This window comes from Vogesella lacus, assembly GCF_979366295.1.
The window spans coordinates 1-15,740 of sequence record NZ_CEETQT010000020.1 but is presented as its reverse complement, the minus strand read 5'-3'; the positions used below and the strand labels follow the sequence as shown (position 1 = coordinate 15,740).

The following is a 15,740-nucleotide window of genomic DNA, read 5'->3' as shown; positions in this document are numbered from 1 at the left end:
AGGCGACAACGTAGAGATCACTGTTGAACTGATCGCTCCGATCGCCATGGAAGATGGTCTGCGCTTCGCGATTCGCGAAGGTGGTCGTACCGTTGGTGCTGGCGTCGTTGCCAAGATCATCGCTTAAGTAAGGTTTTAGGCCAGTAGCTCAATTGGTAGAGTATCGGTCTCCAAAACCGAGGGTTGGGGGTTCGAGACCCTCCTGGCCTGCCAATTAAGACTAACCGGCGCTATAAGCGCCGGTTAGTCTTTTTGTCGCATGAAACTGATGGAATGACACATGGAAATGCAAGATAAGCTCAAGCTGGGCGCTGCAATTGGTGTTCTGATTGCGGGCGTTGCCGGCTTTTATGCGTTGCCGGCAGATCAGCAGGTGCTGCGAGTGCTGCTATTTGTGGTGGCGCTGATTGTTGCAGCGGGTGTGGTCTGGTTGTCTTCGCCTGGCAAGAATTTTGTGGTTTATGCGCAAGAGTCTGTGGTTGAGGCCAAGAAGGTTGTGTGGCCAAATCGCAAAGAAGCGACGCAGATGACGCTGATGGTTTTCTTGTTTGTGCTGGTGCTGTCGCTTTTCATGTGGGTGGTGGATGCGTCGCTGTCGTGGTTGTTCTATGACGTATTGTTGAAGAGAGGCTGACATGGCTAAACGTTGGTATGTAGTGCACGCGTACTCAGGTTTTGAGAAGAGTGTGCAGCGCGCTTTGAAAGAGCGTATCGAGCGCGATGGCTTGCAGGATATGTTTGGCCAGGTTTTGGTGCCGGTTGAAGAGGTTGTCGATATCAAGAATGGTCGACGCTCTATTACTGAGCGCAAATTCTTTCCGGGCTATGTTCTTGTCGAGATGGAAATGACTGACGAGACTTGGCATTTGGTGAAGAGTACGCCAAAGGTCACCGGTTTTGTGGGTGGTACGGCGAATCGTCCTGCTCCGATTTCTGTGCGTGAGGTCGAGTCCATCATGCAGCAGATGCAGGAGGGCGTTGAGAAGCCCAAGCCTAAAGTGCTGTTTGAGGTTGGTGAAAAGGTGCGTGTTACTGATGGCCCATTCAACGATTTCAATGGTTCTGTTGATGAAGTGAATTACGAGCGGAACAAACTGCGCGTTTCTGTGCAGATTTTTGGCCGCGATACACCGGTTGAGCTTGATTTCAACCAGGTTGAGAAATTATAACTTGTTGTTTTTTCGTGGGGCGGGTATAATTCCGCTCCTTTCTCACTTGGGGAGCGGAGAATTCCGCGTTGAACCCATACACGGAGCTTAAATCGTGGCTAAGAAGATTATTGGCTATATCAAGCTGCAGGTTGCTGCCGGCAAAGCCAACCCGTCGCCTCCTATCGGTCCTGCGCTGGGTCAGCGCGGTCTGAACATCATGGAATTCTGCAAGGCTTTCAATGCTCAGACTCAAGGTTTTGAGCCAGGCATGCCAATTCCGGTTGTGATCACTGCTTATGCAGACAAGTCTTTCACTTTCGTAATGAAGACGCCTCCGGCGACCTTCTTGCTGAAGAAGGCTGCTGGCATCAAGTCTGGTTCGGCCAAGGCGCATGTTGACAAGGTTGGCAAGGTAACTCGTGCCCAGCTGGAAGAAATCGCCAAGACCAAGCAAAAAGATCTGACTGCTGCCGATCTGGATGCTGCTGTTCGTACTATTGCTGGTTCCGCCCGCTCCATGGGTCTGGAAGTGGAGGGCGTGTAAATGGCTAAGTTTTCCAAGCGCGTTCAGGCTCTGAAGGCCACTGTTGATCGCAATAAGCTGTATGCAGTTGAAGAAGCTCTGAATCTGGTAAAGCAAGCTGCTACTGCCAAGTTCGACGAGTCGATCGATATTTCCGTAAATCTGGGCGTTGATCCACGTAAATCCGACCAGGTTGTTCGTGGTGCAGTCGTTCTGCCACGTGGTACTGGTAAGTCCGTACGTGTAGCCGTGTTTGCGCAAGGCGCTAACGCTGAGGCTGCCAAGGCTGCCGGCGCTGACGTAGTTGGCTTCGATGATCTTGCTGAGCAGGTTAAGGCTGGTAATCTGAACTTCGACGTAGTTATTGCTTCCCCGGATGCAATGCGCGTTGTGGGTCAGCTGGGCCAGATCCTGGGTCCGCGTGGCCTGATGCCGAACCCGAAGGTTGGTACCGTTACTCCTAACGTTGCTGAGGCTGTGAAGAACGCCAAGGCTGGTCAGGTTCAGTACCGTACTGACAAGGCAGGTATCATTCACGCTACTATCGGCCGCGCTTCTTTCGAAGTTGAAGCCCTGCGTGAAAACTTTGCTGCGCTGGTTGATGCCCTGGTTAAGGCCAAGCCGGCTGCTGCCAAGGGTCAATACCTGAAGAAAATCGCTGTATCCAGCACCATGGGTGTTGGCGTACGCGTAGATGTAGCTGCTGCTCAGGCTTAATTGCCGGAGTAGCTTGGCCCATGTAGCTCAGGGGTAGAGCACTCCCTTGGTAAGGGAGAGGTCGGCAGTTCAATTCTGCCCATGGGCACCAATGGCTTTGGGCTGGTGGAGTTCGCTCCACCAGATTGTCAAAGACCGTAGGCGCTTGTCTTAATGCTCGCAAGAGTAGCCTACGCAGATGGTGTACCCTTAGAAGGCTTTTCAACGAATAGGCTCATGTAGCTCAGGGGTAGAGCACTCCCTTGGTAAGGGAGAGGTCGGCAGTTCAATTCTGCCCATGAGCACCATCCGTTTGTTTTGTCTCCTGATCAGGTCGCCGCTGCAAAGCGAGGCAGGATAGTCCTGTCTCATTTCAGTCTAGGAGGTGGACCTTGAGTCTCAATATTGAAGATAAGAAGGCGGTTGTCGCTGAAGTATCTGCCCAACTGGCAGATGCCCAGACTCTCGTTATCGCCGAATATCGGGGCATCGAGGTTAGCAGCATGACCAAACTCCGCGCCAAGGCGCGTGAGAACGGCGTGTACCTGCGTGTTCTGAAGAACACTCTGGTACGTCGCGCCGTAGCTGGCACCCAGTTTGAATCGCTGGCCGACCAAATGGTTGGTCCACTGGTTTACGCTGTGTCCGCTGACCCGGTAGCTGCTGCCAAGGTGCTGCACCAGTTTGCCAAAGAAGACAACAAGATTGTCATCAAGGCAGGTTCCTACGACGGCAAGGCATTGAATGCCGCTGAAGTAGCCGAACTGGCTTCCATCCCGAGCCGCGAAGAGCTGCTGTCCAAGCTGCTCTACGTTATGCAGGCTCCGGTGTCCGGTTTTGCTCGCGCTCTGGCCGCTCTGGCAGAGAAGAAGCAAGCCGAAGCCGCTTAATTTATTCGATTCAAATCGTATTCAGGAGTTTTACAAATGGCTATCACCAAAGAAGATATCCTCGACGCAGTTGCTGGTCTGACCGTTATGGAACTGAACGACCTCGTTAAGGCGTTCGAAGAGAAGTTCGGCGTATCCGCTGCTGCTGTTGCAGTTGCTGGCCCAGCTGGCGCTGGCGCTGCTGCCGCTGAAGAGAAGACCGAGTTCGACGTAATCCTGACCGCCGCTGGCGAAAACAAGGTTAACGTGATCAAGGTTGTACGTGCTATCACCGGTCTGGGCCTGAAAGAAGCCAAGGATCTGGTTGACGGCGCTCCTAAGGCAGTTAAAGAGGCTGTATCCAAGGCTGAAGCCGAAGATGTTGCCAAGCAACTGACCGAAGCTGGTGCTAAGGCTGAAGTAAAATAATCTTCTTCTGAAGATTAGTGAGGCTGGTGGAGAAATCCGCCAGCCTTGTTGCGCTTGTATACCTCTGACGAGTAATTAAAGGTCAGCATTCAGCTTTGTGGCTGCTGACGTTTGGTTACTTGCGCCACCCCCCACAATGGAGACTCTATGAGTTATTCGTTTACTGAGAAAAAGCGTATTCGTAAAAGCTTTGCGAAGCGTCAAACTGTTCTCGACGTCCCATTCCTTTTGGCAACGCAGATTGATTCGTACACTGAGTTCCTCCAGTTGGGTGTGCCGTACGATCAGCGAAAAGATGTAGGTCTGCAGACAGCGTTCAAATCGATTTTCCCTATCGTCAGCCATAACGGCTTTGCACGTCTGGATTTCGTGCATTACGTGCTCGGCGACCCGCCATTTGACGTTCAGGAATGCCAGCTGCGCGGCATCACCTATGCTTCGCCGCTGCGTGCGCGTATCCGCCTGACTATTCTGGATCGTGAATCTTCCAAGCCGCTGGTGAAGGAAGTTCGCGAGAACGAAGTGTACATGGGCGAAATCCCGCTGATGACCAACAACGGTTCCTTCATCATCAACGGTACCGAGCGTGTCATCGTTTCCCAGCTGCACCGCTCGCCAGGCGTGTTCTTCGAGCACGACCGCGGCAAGACGCACTCTTCCGGCAAGCTGCTGTTCTCTGCCCGCGTGATTCCTTACCGCGGCTCCTGGCTGGACTTCGAGTTCGATGCCAAGGATCAGCTGTTCTTCCGTATCGACCGTCGCCGCAAGATGCCGGTATCCATCCTGCTGAAGGCACTGGGTTACACCAACGAGCGCATCCTGTCTGACTTCCACAGCTTCGACACCTTCTATCTGGGTGGCGATGGCGTGCACATGAAAGTCGTGGCTGATCGTCTGAAGGGCGAAGTTGCCAAGTTCGACATCGTTTCTGCTGATGGCAAGCTGATCGTTGCCAAAGACAAGCGTATTACTGCCAAGCATATCCGTGATATCGCTGCGGCCAACCTTGACCGTATCGAAGTGCCATTTGACGTGCTGGTTGGCAAGATCCTGGCCAAGAATGTCGTCAATCCGGAAACCGGTGAAGTGCTGGCTCGCGCCAACGAAGAAATCACCGACGACCTGCTGGCCAAGCTGGACATCCATGATGTAGCGCAAGTTGAAGTGCTGTACATCAACGATCTGGATCAGGGCGGCTACATTGCTCACACCCTGCGTACTGATGACACCACTGACCAGCTGCAGGCACGAGTTGCGATCTACCGCATGATGCGCCCAGGCGAGCCGCCAACCGAAGATGCTGTCGAGCAACTGTTCCAGCGCCTGTTCTTCGCCGAAGACAGCTACGATCTGTCCCGCGTTGGCCGCATGAAGTTCAACACCCGCACTTACCAGTACAAGCTGGACGACAAGTCGCCGGAGTGGTTCAAGACCATGCTGTCCGAGTCCTTCGCGCACCGTCGTGACGGGACTGATGGCGTACTGTCGACCGAAGACATCGTATCGGTTATCGCTATTCTGGTTGAACTGCGTAACGGCCGTGGCGAAGTGGACGATATCGATCACCTGGGTAACCGTCGCGTACGCTCGGTAGGTGAATTGGCCGAGAACCAGTTCCGCGCCGGTCTGGTACGTGTCGAGCGTGCCGTGAAAGAGCGTCTGAACCAGGCTGAATCCGACAACCTGATGCCGCATGACCTGATCAATGCCAAGCCGGTATCGGCCGCGATCAAGGAATTCTTCGGCTCCAGCCAGTTGTCCCAGTTTATGGACCAGACCAACCCGCTGTCCGAAGTGACGCACAAGCGCCGTGTATCGGCACTTGGCCCAGGCGGTCTGACTCGCGAGCGCGCAGGCTTTGAAGTACGAGACGTACATCCGACCCACTACGGTCGCGTGTGCCCGATCGAAACGCCGGAAGGCCCGAACATCGGTCTGATCAACTCGCTGTCCGTGTACGCACGTACCAACGAGTTCGGTTTCCTGGAAACCCCGTACCGCAAGGTAATTGACGGCAAGGTAACCAACGAGATCGATTACCTGTCGGCGATCGAAGAAGGCCGTTACATCATTGCTCAGGCCAACGCCGAGCTGGATGAGCTGGGCAATCTGATTGACGAGCTGGTGACCTGCCGTGAAAAGGGCGAGACCATCCTGTCGACGCCGGATCGCGTGCAGTACATGGACGTGGCAACCGGTCAGGTGGTATCCGTTGCGGCTTCGCTGATTCCGTTCCTGGAGCATGACGATGCGAACCGTGCCTTGATGGGCGCCAACATGCAACGTCAGGCCGTACCGTGTCTGCGTCCGGAAAAGCCATTCGTGGGTACCGGTATCGAGCGCGCGGTAGCGACCGACTCCGGCACCACCGTTGTTGCCCGTCGTGGCGGCGTGGTTGACTACGTTGATGCCAACCGTGTGGTTGTACGTGTTAACGACGAAGAAGCGTTGGCCGGTGAAGTCGGTGTGGATATCTACAACCTGACCAAGTTCACCCGTTCCAACCAGAACACCAACATCAACCAGCGTCCGGTAGTGGAAGTTGGCGACAAGATCGCTCGCGGTGATGTGGTGGCTGACGGTGCGTCGACCGATATGGGTGAATTGGCGCTGGGTCAGAACATGACCATCGCCTTCATGCCATGGAACGGCTACAACTTCGAGGACTCGATTCTGATCTCTGAGAAGGTAGTAGCCAACGATCGCTATACCTCGATCCATATCGAAGAACTGTCGGTAGTTGCCCGTGATACCAAGCTGGGACCGGAAGAAATCACCCGTGATATTCCGAATCTGTCCGAGCGCATGGCTAACCGTCTGGATGACTCCGGTATCGTTTACATCGGTGCAGAAGTGACAGCCGGTGACGTACTGGTCGGCAAGGTTACGCCTAAGGGTGAAACCCAGCTGACGCCGGAAGAAAAACTGCTGCGTGCGATCTTCGGCGAGAAGGCCTCCGATGTGAAGGACACCTCGTTGCGCGTACCGACCGGCATGGTTGGTACCGTGATTGACGTACAGGTGTTCACCCGCGAAGGTATCGACCGCGACAAGCGTGCCCAGTCCATCATTGATGCCGAACTGAAGCGCTATCGTCTCGACCTGAACGACCAGCTGCGTATTTTTGACAATGATGCCTTCAGCCGTATCGAGCGTCTGATTCTGGGCAAGGTTGCCAACGGTGGTCCTAAGCGTCTGGCCAAGGGCACCGAGATTGATCTGGCTTACCTGGATGGCCTGCCATCCAAGCATGACTGGTTCGACATCCGCATGGCTGATGAAGACATCGCCAAGCAGCTGGAACTGATCAAGGAAAGCCTGTCTCAGAAGCGTGAAGAATTCGATCTGAAATTCGAAGACAAGAAGCGCAAACTGACCCAGGGCGACGAGCTTCCACCGGGCGTACAGAAGATGGTCAAGGTGTATATCGCCGTGAAGCGTCGTCTGCAGGCTGGTGACAAGATGGCCGGTCGTCACGGTAACAAGGGTGTGGTATCGCGCATCCTGCCGGTAGAAGATATGCCTTACATGGCTGACGGTCGTCCGGTAGACATCGTGCTGAACCCGCTGGGCGTACCGTCGCGTATGAACATCGGTCAGATTCTGGAAGTGCATCTGGGTTGGGCTGCCAAGGGTATCGGCGAGCGTATCGACCGCATGCTGAAGCAGCAGAAGTCTGTTGCCGATCTGCGTGCCTACATCGAGCGCATCTATAACGATACTGGCAAGGTTGAAGAAATCGCCGCCATGAGCGACGACGAAATCGAAGTGCTGGCGAATAACCTGCGCAAGGGTATGCCGTTTGCGACACCGGTATTTGACGGTGCCAAAGAGTCCGAGATCCGTCAGATGCTGGATCTGGCTTACCCGACCGATGACGAGCACACCGCTCAGCTGGGCTTCAACGAAAGCAAGACCCAGATGACCCTGTACGATGGCCGCTCCGGCGAAGCCTTCGATCGCAAGGTCACCGTGGGTGTGATGCACTACCTGAAGCTGCATCACCTGGTTGATGACAAGATGCACGCCCGTTCCACCGGTCCATACTCGCTGGTTACCCAGCAGCCGCTGGGTGGTAAGGCGCAGTTCGGTGGCCAGCGTTTCGGTGAGATGGAGGTTTGGGCACTTGAGGCATACGGTGCCGCCTACACCCTGCAGGAAATGCTGACCGTGAAGTCTGACGATGTGACCGGTCGTACCAAGATCTACGAAAACATCGTCAAGGGCGAACACAAGATTGATGCCGGCATGCCGGAATCCTTCAACGTACTCGTTAAGGAAATCCGCTCGCTGGGTCTGGACATCGACCTGGAACGTTATTAATTAGGCAAGATTGCCTGCGGCCAACGTTGGCCGCAGCAATCTCCTGAATGGAGACGCAATGAAAGCTCTGCTCGATCTCTTTAAGCAAGTTACGCAAGAAGAAGAGTTTGATGCGATTAAAATCGGCATCGCCTCCCCGGACAAGATCCGTTCCTGGTCGTTCGGTGAAGTAAAAAAGCCTGAAACCATCAACTATCGTACCTTCAAGCCGGAACGCGACGGTCTGTTCTGCGCGCGCATTTTCGGCCCGGTGAAGGATTACGAATGCTTGTGCGGCAAGTACAAGCGTCTGAAGCATCGCGGCGTGATCTGCGAGAAGTGCGGCGTGGAAGTGACCTTGTCCAAGGTTCGTCGTGAACGCATGGGCCACATCGAACTGGCCAGCCCGACTGCTCACATCTGGTTCCTGAAGTCCCTGCCATCCCGTCTGGGTATGGTGCTGGACATGACCCTGCGTGACATCGAGCGCGTGCTGTACTTCGAAGCATTCGTGGTGACCGAGCCTGGTCTGACCAGCCTGCAGCCACGCCAGTTGCTGTCGGAAGAAGACTACCTCGACAAGCTGGACGAGTACGGCGAAGAATTCGTTGCCATGATGGGTGCCGAGGCGGTTCGTGAACTGCTGAAGCGTCTGGATCTGGCCAATGAAATCGAAACCCTGCGCAGCGAACTGCAGTCGACCAGCTCCGACACCAAGATCAAGAAGATCGCCAAGCGCCTGAAAGTGCTTGAGGCCTTCCAGCGTTCCGGCATGAAGCCGGAGTGGATGATCATGGAAGTGCTGCCGGTACTGCCGCCAGAACTGCGTCCGCTGGTACCGCTGGATGGTGGCCGCTTCGCGACCTCCGATCTGAACGATCTGTATCGCCGCGTGATCAACCGTAACAACCGTCTGAAGCGTCTGTTGGAGCTGCGTGCCCCTGACATCATCGTGCGTAACGAAAAGCGCATGCTGCAGGAAGCCGTGGATTCGCTGCTGGACAACGGTCGTCGCGGCAAGGCAATGACCGGCGCCAACAAGCGTCCGTTGAAGTCGTTGGCCGACATGATCAAGGGTAAGGGCGGTCGTTTCCGTCAGAACCTGCTGGGTAAGCGCGTGGACTACTCCGGTCGTTCCGTGATTACCGTAGGCCCGACCCTGCGTCTGCATCAGTGCGGTCTGCCGAAAAAAATGGCTTTGGAGCTGTTCAAGCCTTTCATCTTCCACAAGCTGGAAGTGCTGGGTCTCGCCTCCACCATCAAGGCGGCCAAGAAGCTGGTAGAGCAGGAAGTGCCGGAAGTATGGGACATCCTCGAAGACGTGATTCGCGAGCATCCGGTTCTGCTGAACCGTGCGCCGACGCTGCACCGTCTGGGTATCCAGGCATTCGAACCACTGCTGATCGAAGGCAAGGCCATCCAGCTGCATCCGCTGGTTTGTGCGGCATTTAACGCCGACTTCGACGGTGACCAGATGGCCGTTCACGTGCCGCTGTCGCTGGAAGCGCAGATGGAAGCCCGCACCCTGATGCTGGCAACCAACAACGTACTGTCTCCTGCCAACGGTGAGCCTATCATCGTTCCATCGCAGGATATCGTACTGGGTCTGTACTACATGACCCGCGACAAGGTGAATGGCAAGGGTGAGGGCATGGTATTTGCCAACACTTCTGAAGTTCATCGTGCCTACGAGACTCGTCAGGTCGAGCTGGCTACCCGTATTACCGTGCGTCTGACTGAGTGGGACAAGGACGAGCAGGGTGAATTCGTGCCACGTATCGTGCGTCATCAGACCACGGTTGGCCGCGCCATCCTGTCGGAAATCCTGCCTAAGGGTCTGCCGTTCGAGTACATCAACAAGGCGCTGAAGAAGAAAGAAATCTCGCGTCTGATCAACGGCTCTTTCCGTCGTTGCGGCATCCGCGACACCGTGATTTTTGCCGACCAGCTGATGTACACCGGTTTTGCCTACTCGACTCGTGGCGGTATCTCGATCTGTGTAGACGACATGCTGATTCCGGTACGCAAGACCGAGCTGCTTGGCGAGGCGAATGCCGAAGTCAAGGAGATCGAAGAACAGTACCGTCAGGGTCTGGTTACCCAGGGCGAGCGCTACAACAAGGTAGTCGATATCTGGGGTCGCACCGGCGACAAGATCGCCAAGGCGATGATGGATGGTCTGTCCACCCAGAAGGTTATCGACCGCGAAGGCAAGGAAGTCGATCAGGAATCGTTCAACTCGATTTACATGATGGCCGACTCCGGTGCGCGGGGTTCCGCAGCACAGATCAAACAGCTGGCCGGTATGCGTGGTCTGATGGCCAAGCCGGACGGTTCGATTATTGAAACGCCGATTACCGCGAACTTCCGTGAAGGTCTGACGGTACTTCAGTACTTTATTTCTACGCACGGTGCCCGTAAGGGTCTGGCGGATACGGCACTGAAGACCGCGAACTCCGGTTACCTGACTCGTCGTCTGGTAGACGTGACGCAGGATTTGGTAGTGATCGAAGACGATTGCGGTACCTCCAACGGCTTCGCCATGAAGGCTGTCGTACAGGGTGGTGATGTGATCGAGGCACTGCGTGACCGTATTCTGGGTCGTGTCGTGGCTACTGACGTGATTGACCCGTCGACCAATGAAACCGTAATCGAAGCCGGCACCCTGCTGGACGAGAGCCTGGTTGACCTGATCGATGCACGTGGTATCGACGAAGTGAAAGTGCGTACTGCCATCACTTGCGATACCCGCTACGGTCTGTGCGCTCAGTGTTACGGTCGCGATCTGGCACGCGGCAAGCGTGTGAATGCCGGCGAAGCTGTAGGTGTTATCGCAGCGCAGTCGATTGGTGAGCCGGGTACCCAGCTGACCATGCGTACCTTCCACATCGGTGGTGCGGCATCGCGAAATGCTGCTGCCAGCCAGGTGGAAACCAAGTCCAACGGTACTGTACGCTTCTCCAGCCAGATGCGTTATGTTGCGAACAGCAAAGGTGAGCTGATCGTGATTACCCGTTCCGGCGAAGTCGTGATTCACGATGACGTTGGCCGCGAGCGTGAGCGTCACAAGGTGCCATACGGCGCGACCCTGATGGTTCAGGATGGTCTGACCGTCAAGGCCGGTGCAGTTCTGGCGACCTGGGATCCGCACACCCGTCCGATCATTACCGAATACGCTGGTCGCGTGAAGTTCGAGAACGTCGAAGAAGGTGTAACTGTTGCCAAGCAGACTGACGAAGTAACCGGTCTGTCGACACTGGTTGTCATCGATGCCAAACGTCGTTCTACCGCCCAGTCCAAGATGCTGCGCCCATTGGTGAAGCTGCTGGATGACAACGGTAATGAAGTGAAGCTGGCTGGTTCCGATGCATCGGTATCCATTACCTTCCAGGTCGGTGCGGTTATTACCGTTCGTGATGGTCAGGAAGTGGGTAAGGGTGAAGTGCTGGCACGTATTCCACAAGAATCGTCCAAGACCCGTGACATTACTGGTGGTCTGCCACGTGTAGCCGAACTGTTCGAAGCGCGTTCGCCGAAAGACGCCGGTATGCTGGCTGAGGTGACTGGTACCGTTTCCTTCGGTAAGGACACCAAAGGCAAGCAGCGTCTGATCATTACCGATCTGGACGGCTATGCTCACGAGAGCCTGATTCCGAAAGACAAGCACGTGCTGGTGCACGACGGTCAGGTTGTAAACCGTGGTGAAGTGATTGTTGACGGCCCGGTTGATCCGCACGACATTCTGCGTCTGCAGGGTATCGAGGCGCTGGCCCGTTACATCAGCCAGGAAGTCCAGGAAGTTTACCGCTTGCAGGGTGTGAAGATTAACGACAAGCACATCGAGGTGATTGTTCGCCAGATGCTGCGTCGTGTGGTGATTACCGATAACGGTGATACCGACTTCATTATCGGTGAGCAGGTCGAGCGTGCCGAGGTGCTGGAAACCAATGACCGCATGATTGCCGAAGGCAAGATGCCTGCTCAGTACGACAACGTACTGCTGGGTATTACCAAGGCGTCGCTGTCGACTGACTCCTTCATCTCCGCGGCTTCCTTCCAGGAAACAACCCGCGTTCTGACTGAAGCGGCAATCATGGGCAAGAAAGATGATCTGCGCGGCCTGAAAGAGAACGTGATCGTTGGTCGTCTGATCCCGGCAGGTACCGGCTTGGCTTACCATCGTAACCGTCGTCGTCAGAATGAAGGTCTCGAGGCTGTTTCCGAGCAACTGGAAGCCGAGGTAGTGCAAGAGAGTAGCGATAGCGAAATCTGAGCTGTCTTGAGCTGATGTAAAAAACGCTGCACATTCAATGGTTAACATTGGATGTGCAGCGTTATTTTATTGACGCTGGCAATTGACCAAAATATAATCCACAGTCCTCTCGGTGGTATGGTGCTGCCGTGAGAATCAACTAGGAACTGATAGTAATGCCAACCATTAACCAACTCGTGCGCAAGGGCCGCCAGCCTGTTGTGTCGAAGAGCAAGGTACCAGCACTGGAAGCCTGCCCGCAGAAGCGTGGCGTGTGCACCCGTGTTTACACCACTACTCCGAAGAAGCCTAACTCCGCTCTGCGTAAGGTGTGCAAAGTGCGCCTGACCAACGGTTTCGAAGTGATTTCCTACATCGGTGGTGAAGGCCACAACCTGCAGGAACACTCCGTAGTGCTGATCCGTGGTGGTCGTGTAAAAGACTTGCCAGGTGTGCGTTACCACACCGTTCGTGGCTCCCTGGATACTGCTGGCGTTAAAGATCGTAAGCAGGCTCGTTCCAAGTACGGTGCCAAGCGTCCTAAGTAATTTAGGATGTCCGCGGCGGCAGCTGCCGTCGAGTAAGTGGCTGCTCCATTGAGTAGTCGCGAGCAAAAAGCTCAACTGAATAGTTTGAAGGAATTGAAATGCCAAGACGCAGAGAAGTACCTAAGCGCGATATTCTGCCGGATCCAAAGTTCGGTAGCCAAGATCTGACCAAATTCATGAACGTTGTAATGATCGACGGCAAGAAGGCTGTAGCCGAGCGTATCATTTACGGCGCCCTCGCGCAGATCGAAAAGAAAACCGGCAAGAGCGCCATCGAGGTTTTCAATACTGCCATTTCCAATGCCAAGCCGATCGTGGAAGTTAAGAGCCGCCGTGTAGGTGGTGCTAACTATCAAGTTCCGGTTGAAGTACGTCCTTCCCGTCGTCTGGCCTTGGCAATGCGCTGGTTGCGCGATGCTGCCCGCAAGCGTGGCGAAAAGTCCATGGATCTGCGCCTGGCAGGTGAGCTGATTGATGCGGCCGAGGGTCGTGGTGGTGCCATGAAGAAGCGTGATGAAGTTCACCGCATGGCCGAAGCCAACAAGGCATTCTCGCACTTCCGCTTCTAATCCTCGTCCTGTGAAAGGATTCTGGCCATGGCTAGAAAGACTCCTATTGAGCGTTACCGTAATATCGGTATTTCCGCTCACATTGATGCCGGTAAGACGACTACTACCGAACGCATCCTGTTCTACACCGGTGTAAACCACAAGATCGGTGAAGTTCATGACGGCGCTGCCACCATGGACTGGATGGAGCAAGAGCAGGAGCGTGGTATTACCATTACTTCTGCTGCGACCACTACCTTTTGGAAAGGTATGGCGCTGCAGTTCCCTGAGCATCGCTTCAACATCATCGACACCCCGGGTCACGTTGACTTCACTATCGAAGTTGAACGTTCCATGCGTGTTCTGGATGGCGCCGTAATGGTTTACTGCGCGGTAGGTGGTGTACAGCCTCAGTCCGAGACTGTATGGCGTCAGGCTAACAAGTACGGCGTGCCACGTCTGGCCTTCGTGAACAAGATGGACCGTCAAGGTGCCAACTTCTTCCGTGCGGTAGAGCAGGTTAAGACCCGTCTGCGTGGTAATCCGGTGCCTATCGTTGTGCCTATCGGTGCAGAAGACACCTTTACCGGTGTTGTTGATCTGCTGAAGATGAAGGCCATCATCTGGGACGAAGCTTCCCAGGGTATGAAGTTCGAGTACGGCGATATCCCGGCTGATCTGGTTTCCGTTGCTGAAGAGTGGCGCGAAAAGATGGTCGAAGCTGCTGCCGAAGCTACCGAAGACATGATGAACAAGTACCTGGAAGAGGGCGAGCTCTCCGAAGAGGAAATCATCAAGGGTCTGCGTGAGCGTACCCTGAAGTGCGAAATCCAGCCTATGCTGTGTGGTTCCGCCTTCAAGAACAAGGGTGTTCAGCGTATGCTGGACGCGGTAATCGAGCTGCTGCCTAGCCCGCTGGACGTACCTCCAGTTCCGGGTGAGAACGAAGATGGTACCCCGACTACCCGTGAAGCTTCCGACGAGGCTCCGTTCTCCGCTCTGGCATTCAAGCTGATGAACGACCCGTATGTTGGTCAGCTGACCTTCTTCCGTGTTTACTCTGGCGTGGTTAACTCCGGTGACTCCGTGCTGAACTCGGTAAAAGGCAAGAAAGAGCGTATCGGCCGTATCGTACAGATGCACGCCAACGACCGTCAGGAAATCACCGAAGTTCGCGCGGGCGATATCGCCGCCGGTATCGGCCTGAAGGAGGTGACTACTGGTGAGACCCTGTGTGCTGTTGATGCTCCGCTGGTGCTCGAGCGCATGGTATTCCCTGATCCGGTAATTCACGTTGCTGTTGAGCCTAAGACCAAGGCTGACCAGGAAAAGATGGGCGTTGCCCTGAATCGTCTGGCGAAGGAAGATCCTTCCTTCCGCGTACGTACTGACGAAGAATCCGGTCAGACCATTATTTCCGGTATGGGTGAGCTGCACCTGGAGATTATTGTTGATCGCATGCGTCGTGAATTCGGCGTTGAGGCCAACGTTGGTGCTCCTCAGGTTGCCTACCGTGAAACCATCACCAAGACCGTTACCGACGTGCAGGGTAAGCATGCCAAGCAGTCCGGTGGTAAGGGTCAGTACGGTGATTGTACGATCACTCTGGAACCGTCCGGCGAAGGCCAGGGCTACAAGTTCTTTGACGAGATCAAGGGTGGTGTGATTCCTCGTGAATTCATCCCTTCCGTTGACAAGGGTATTCGTAACACCCTGAACAGCGGTATCCTGGCAGGCTTCCCGGTGGTTGACGTGACTGTGCGTCTGACCTTCGGTTCCTACCACGATGTTGACTCCTCGCAGATCGCGTTCGAACTGGCCGGCTCCATTGCTTTCAAAGAAGCAATGCGTCGTGCGGGTCCATGCATTCTCGAGCCGATGATGGCTGTTGAAGTCGAAACTCCTGAAGAGTACATGGGCGATGTGATGGGTGACCTGAACCGTCGTCGCGGTATCGTTCAGGGTATGGACGATGATGGCATCGGCGGCAAGAAGATCAAGGCCGAAGTGCCGCTGGCAGAAATGTTCGGTTACTCCACTGATCTGCGTTCCGCTACTCAGGGCCGTGCTACCTACTCCATGGAGTTCAAGCACTACTCTGAAGCGCCGAAGCATATTGCTGATGCAGTAATGACTGCCCGTAAGTAATCTGCGCGTTGAGGTTGGCCGCATGCGGCCAACCTTCGAACTGTACGTTCTTTAATTAAGGAAATTTGCAAAATGGCAAAAGAAAAGTTTGAGCGGACCAAGCCGCACGTAAACGTTGGTACTATCGGTCACGTTGACCACGGTAAGACCACTCTGACCGCAGCTATCACCACCATTCTGTCCAAGAAGTTCGGTGGCGAAGCTAAGGACTACTCCCAGATCGACAGCGCGCCAGAAGAAAAAGCACGTGGTATTACCATTAATACCGCTCACG

The 15,740-nt window shown here is 54.8% G+C and carries 13 protein-coding genes and 3 tRNA genes; all 16 read left to right on the top strand.

Annotation, left to right across the window (positions count from 1 at the left end):
• Positions 1-127: EF-Tu C-terminal domain-related protein (locus ACZ9W6_RS17430; RefSeq protein ID WP_465192286.1), on the top strand; the 127-nt coding region annotated here is incomplete at its 5' end.
• A gap of 10 nt (positions 128-137) precedes the next feature.
• A tRNA-Trp gene (locus ACZ9W6_RS17425) sits at positions 138-213 on the top strand.
• A gap of 67 nt (positions 214-280) precedes the next feature.
• A complete protein-coding gene (gene secE, locus ACZ9W6_RS17420) occupies positions 281-634 on the top strand; it encodes a preprotein translocase subunit SecE (protein ID WP_465192459.1) in 354 nt (117 codons plus the stop codon).
• Between the two features lies 1 nt (position 635).
• A complete protein-coding gene (gene nusG, locus ACZ9W6_RS17415) occupies positions 636-1,169 on the top strand; it encodes a transcription termination/antitermination protein NusG (protein WP_465192458.1) in 534 nt (177 codons plus the stop codon).
• Between the two features lie 94 nt (positions 1,170-1,263).
• Complete coding sequence (rplK, locus tag ACZ9W6_RS17410) at positions 1,264-1,695, top strand: 50S ribosomal protein L11 (RefSeq protein WP_465192457.1); 432 nt, start codon at positions 1,264-1,266, stop codon at positions 1,693-1,695.
• On the top strand, positions 1,696-2,391 hold the full coding sequence (gene rplA / locus ACZ9W6_RS17405; protein ID WP_465192456.1) for a 50S ribosomal protein L1: 696 nt from the start codon (positions 1,696-1,698) through the stop codon (positions 2,389-2,391). It abuts the gene before it with no gap.
• A gap of 16 nt (positions 2,392-2,407) precedes the next feature.
• Positions 2,408-2,482, top strand: a tRNA-Thr gene (locus tag ACZ9W6_RS17400).
• A gap of 121 nt (positions 2,483-2,603) precedes the next feature.
• A tRNA-Thr gene (locus ACZ9W6_RS17395) sits at positions 2,604-2,678 on the top strand.
• 84 nt (positions 2,679-2,762) lie between these two features.
• Entirely contained in the window at positions 2,763-3,260 is a 498-nt protein-coding gene (gene rplJ, locus ACZ9W6_RS17390) for a 50S ribosomal protein L10 (RefSeq protein WP_465192455.1), read from the top strand.
• Between the two features lie 36 nt (positions 3,261-3,296).
• On the top strand, positions 3,297-3,668 hold the full coding sequence (rplL, locus tag ACZ9W6_RS17385) for a 50S ribosomal protein L7/L12 (RefSeq protein ID WP_465192454.1): 372 nt from the start codon (positions 3,297-3,299) through the stop codon (positions 3,666-3,668).
• A 147-nt stretch (positions 3,669-3,815) separates the two neighbouring features.
• Positions 3,816-7,991, top strand: coding sequence for a DNA-directed RNA polymerase subunit beta (gene rpoB, locus ACZ9W6_RS17380; protein WP_465192453.1), 4,176 nt, complete (start codon positions 3,816-3,818; stop codon positions 7,989-7,991).
• A 58-nt stretch (positions 7,992-8,049) separates the two neighbouring features.
• Positions 8,050-12,243: a DNA-directed RNA polymerase subunit beta' gene (gene rpoC, locus ACZ9W6_RS17375; protein ID WP_465192452.1), complete on the top strand. Its 4,194-nt coding sequence runs from the start codon at positions 8,050-8,052 to the stop codon at positions 12,241-12,243.
• A 155-nt stretch (positions 12,244-12,398) separates the two neighbouring features.
• Entirely contained in the window at positions 12,399-12,770 is a 372-nt protein-coding gene (gene rpsL / locus ACZ9W6_RS17370) for a 30S ribosomal protein S12 (protein ID WP_465192451.1), read from the top strand.
• 98 nt (positions 12,771-12,868) lie between these two features.
• The gene (gene rpsG, locus ACZ9W6_RS17365) at positions 12,869-13,339 is read left to right on the top strand and encodes a 30S ribosomal protein S7 (RefSeq protein WP_465192450.1); all 471 of its coding nucleotides are present in this window, start codon (positions 12,869-12,871) and stop codon (positions 13,337-13,339) included.
• A gap of 27 nt (positions 13,340-13,366) precedes the next feature.
• Positions 13,367-15,466 carry an elongation factor G gene (gene fusA, locus ACZ9W6_RS17360; protein ID WP_465192449.1) on the top strand — a complete coding sequence of 700 codons (2,100 nt, stop codon included), beginning with the start codon at positions 13,367-13,369 and terminating at the stop codon, positions 15,464-15,466.
• Between the two features lie 72 nt (positions 15,467-15,538).
• Positions 15,539-15,740: GTP-binding protein (locus tag ACZ9W6_RS17355; protein WP_465190462.1), on the top strand; the 202-nt coding region annotated here is incomplete at its 3' end.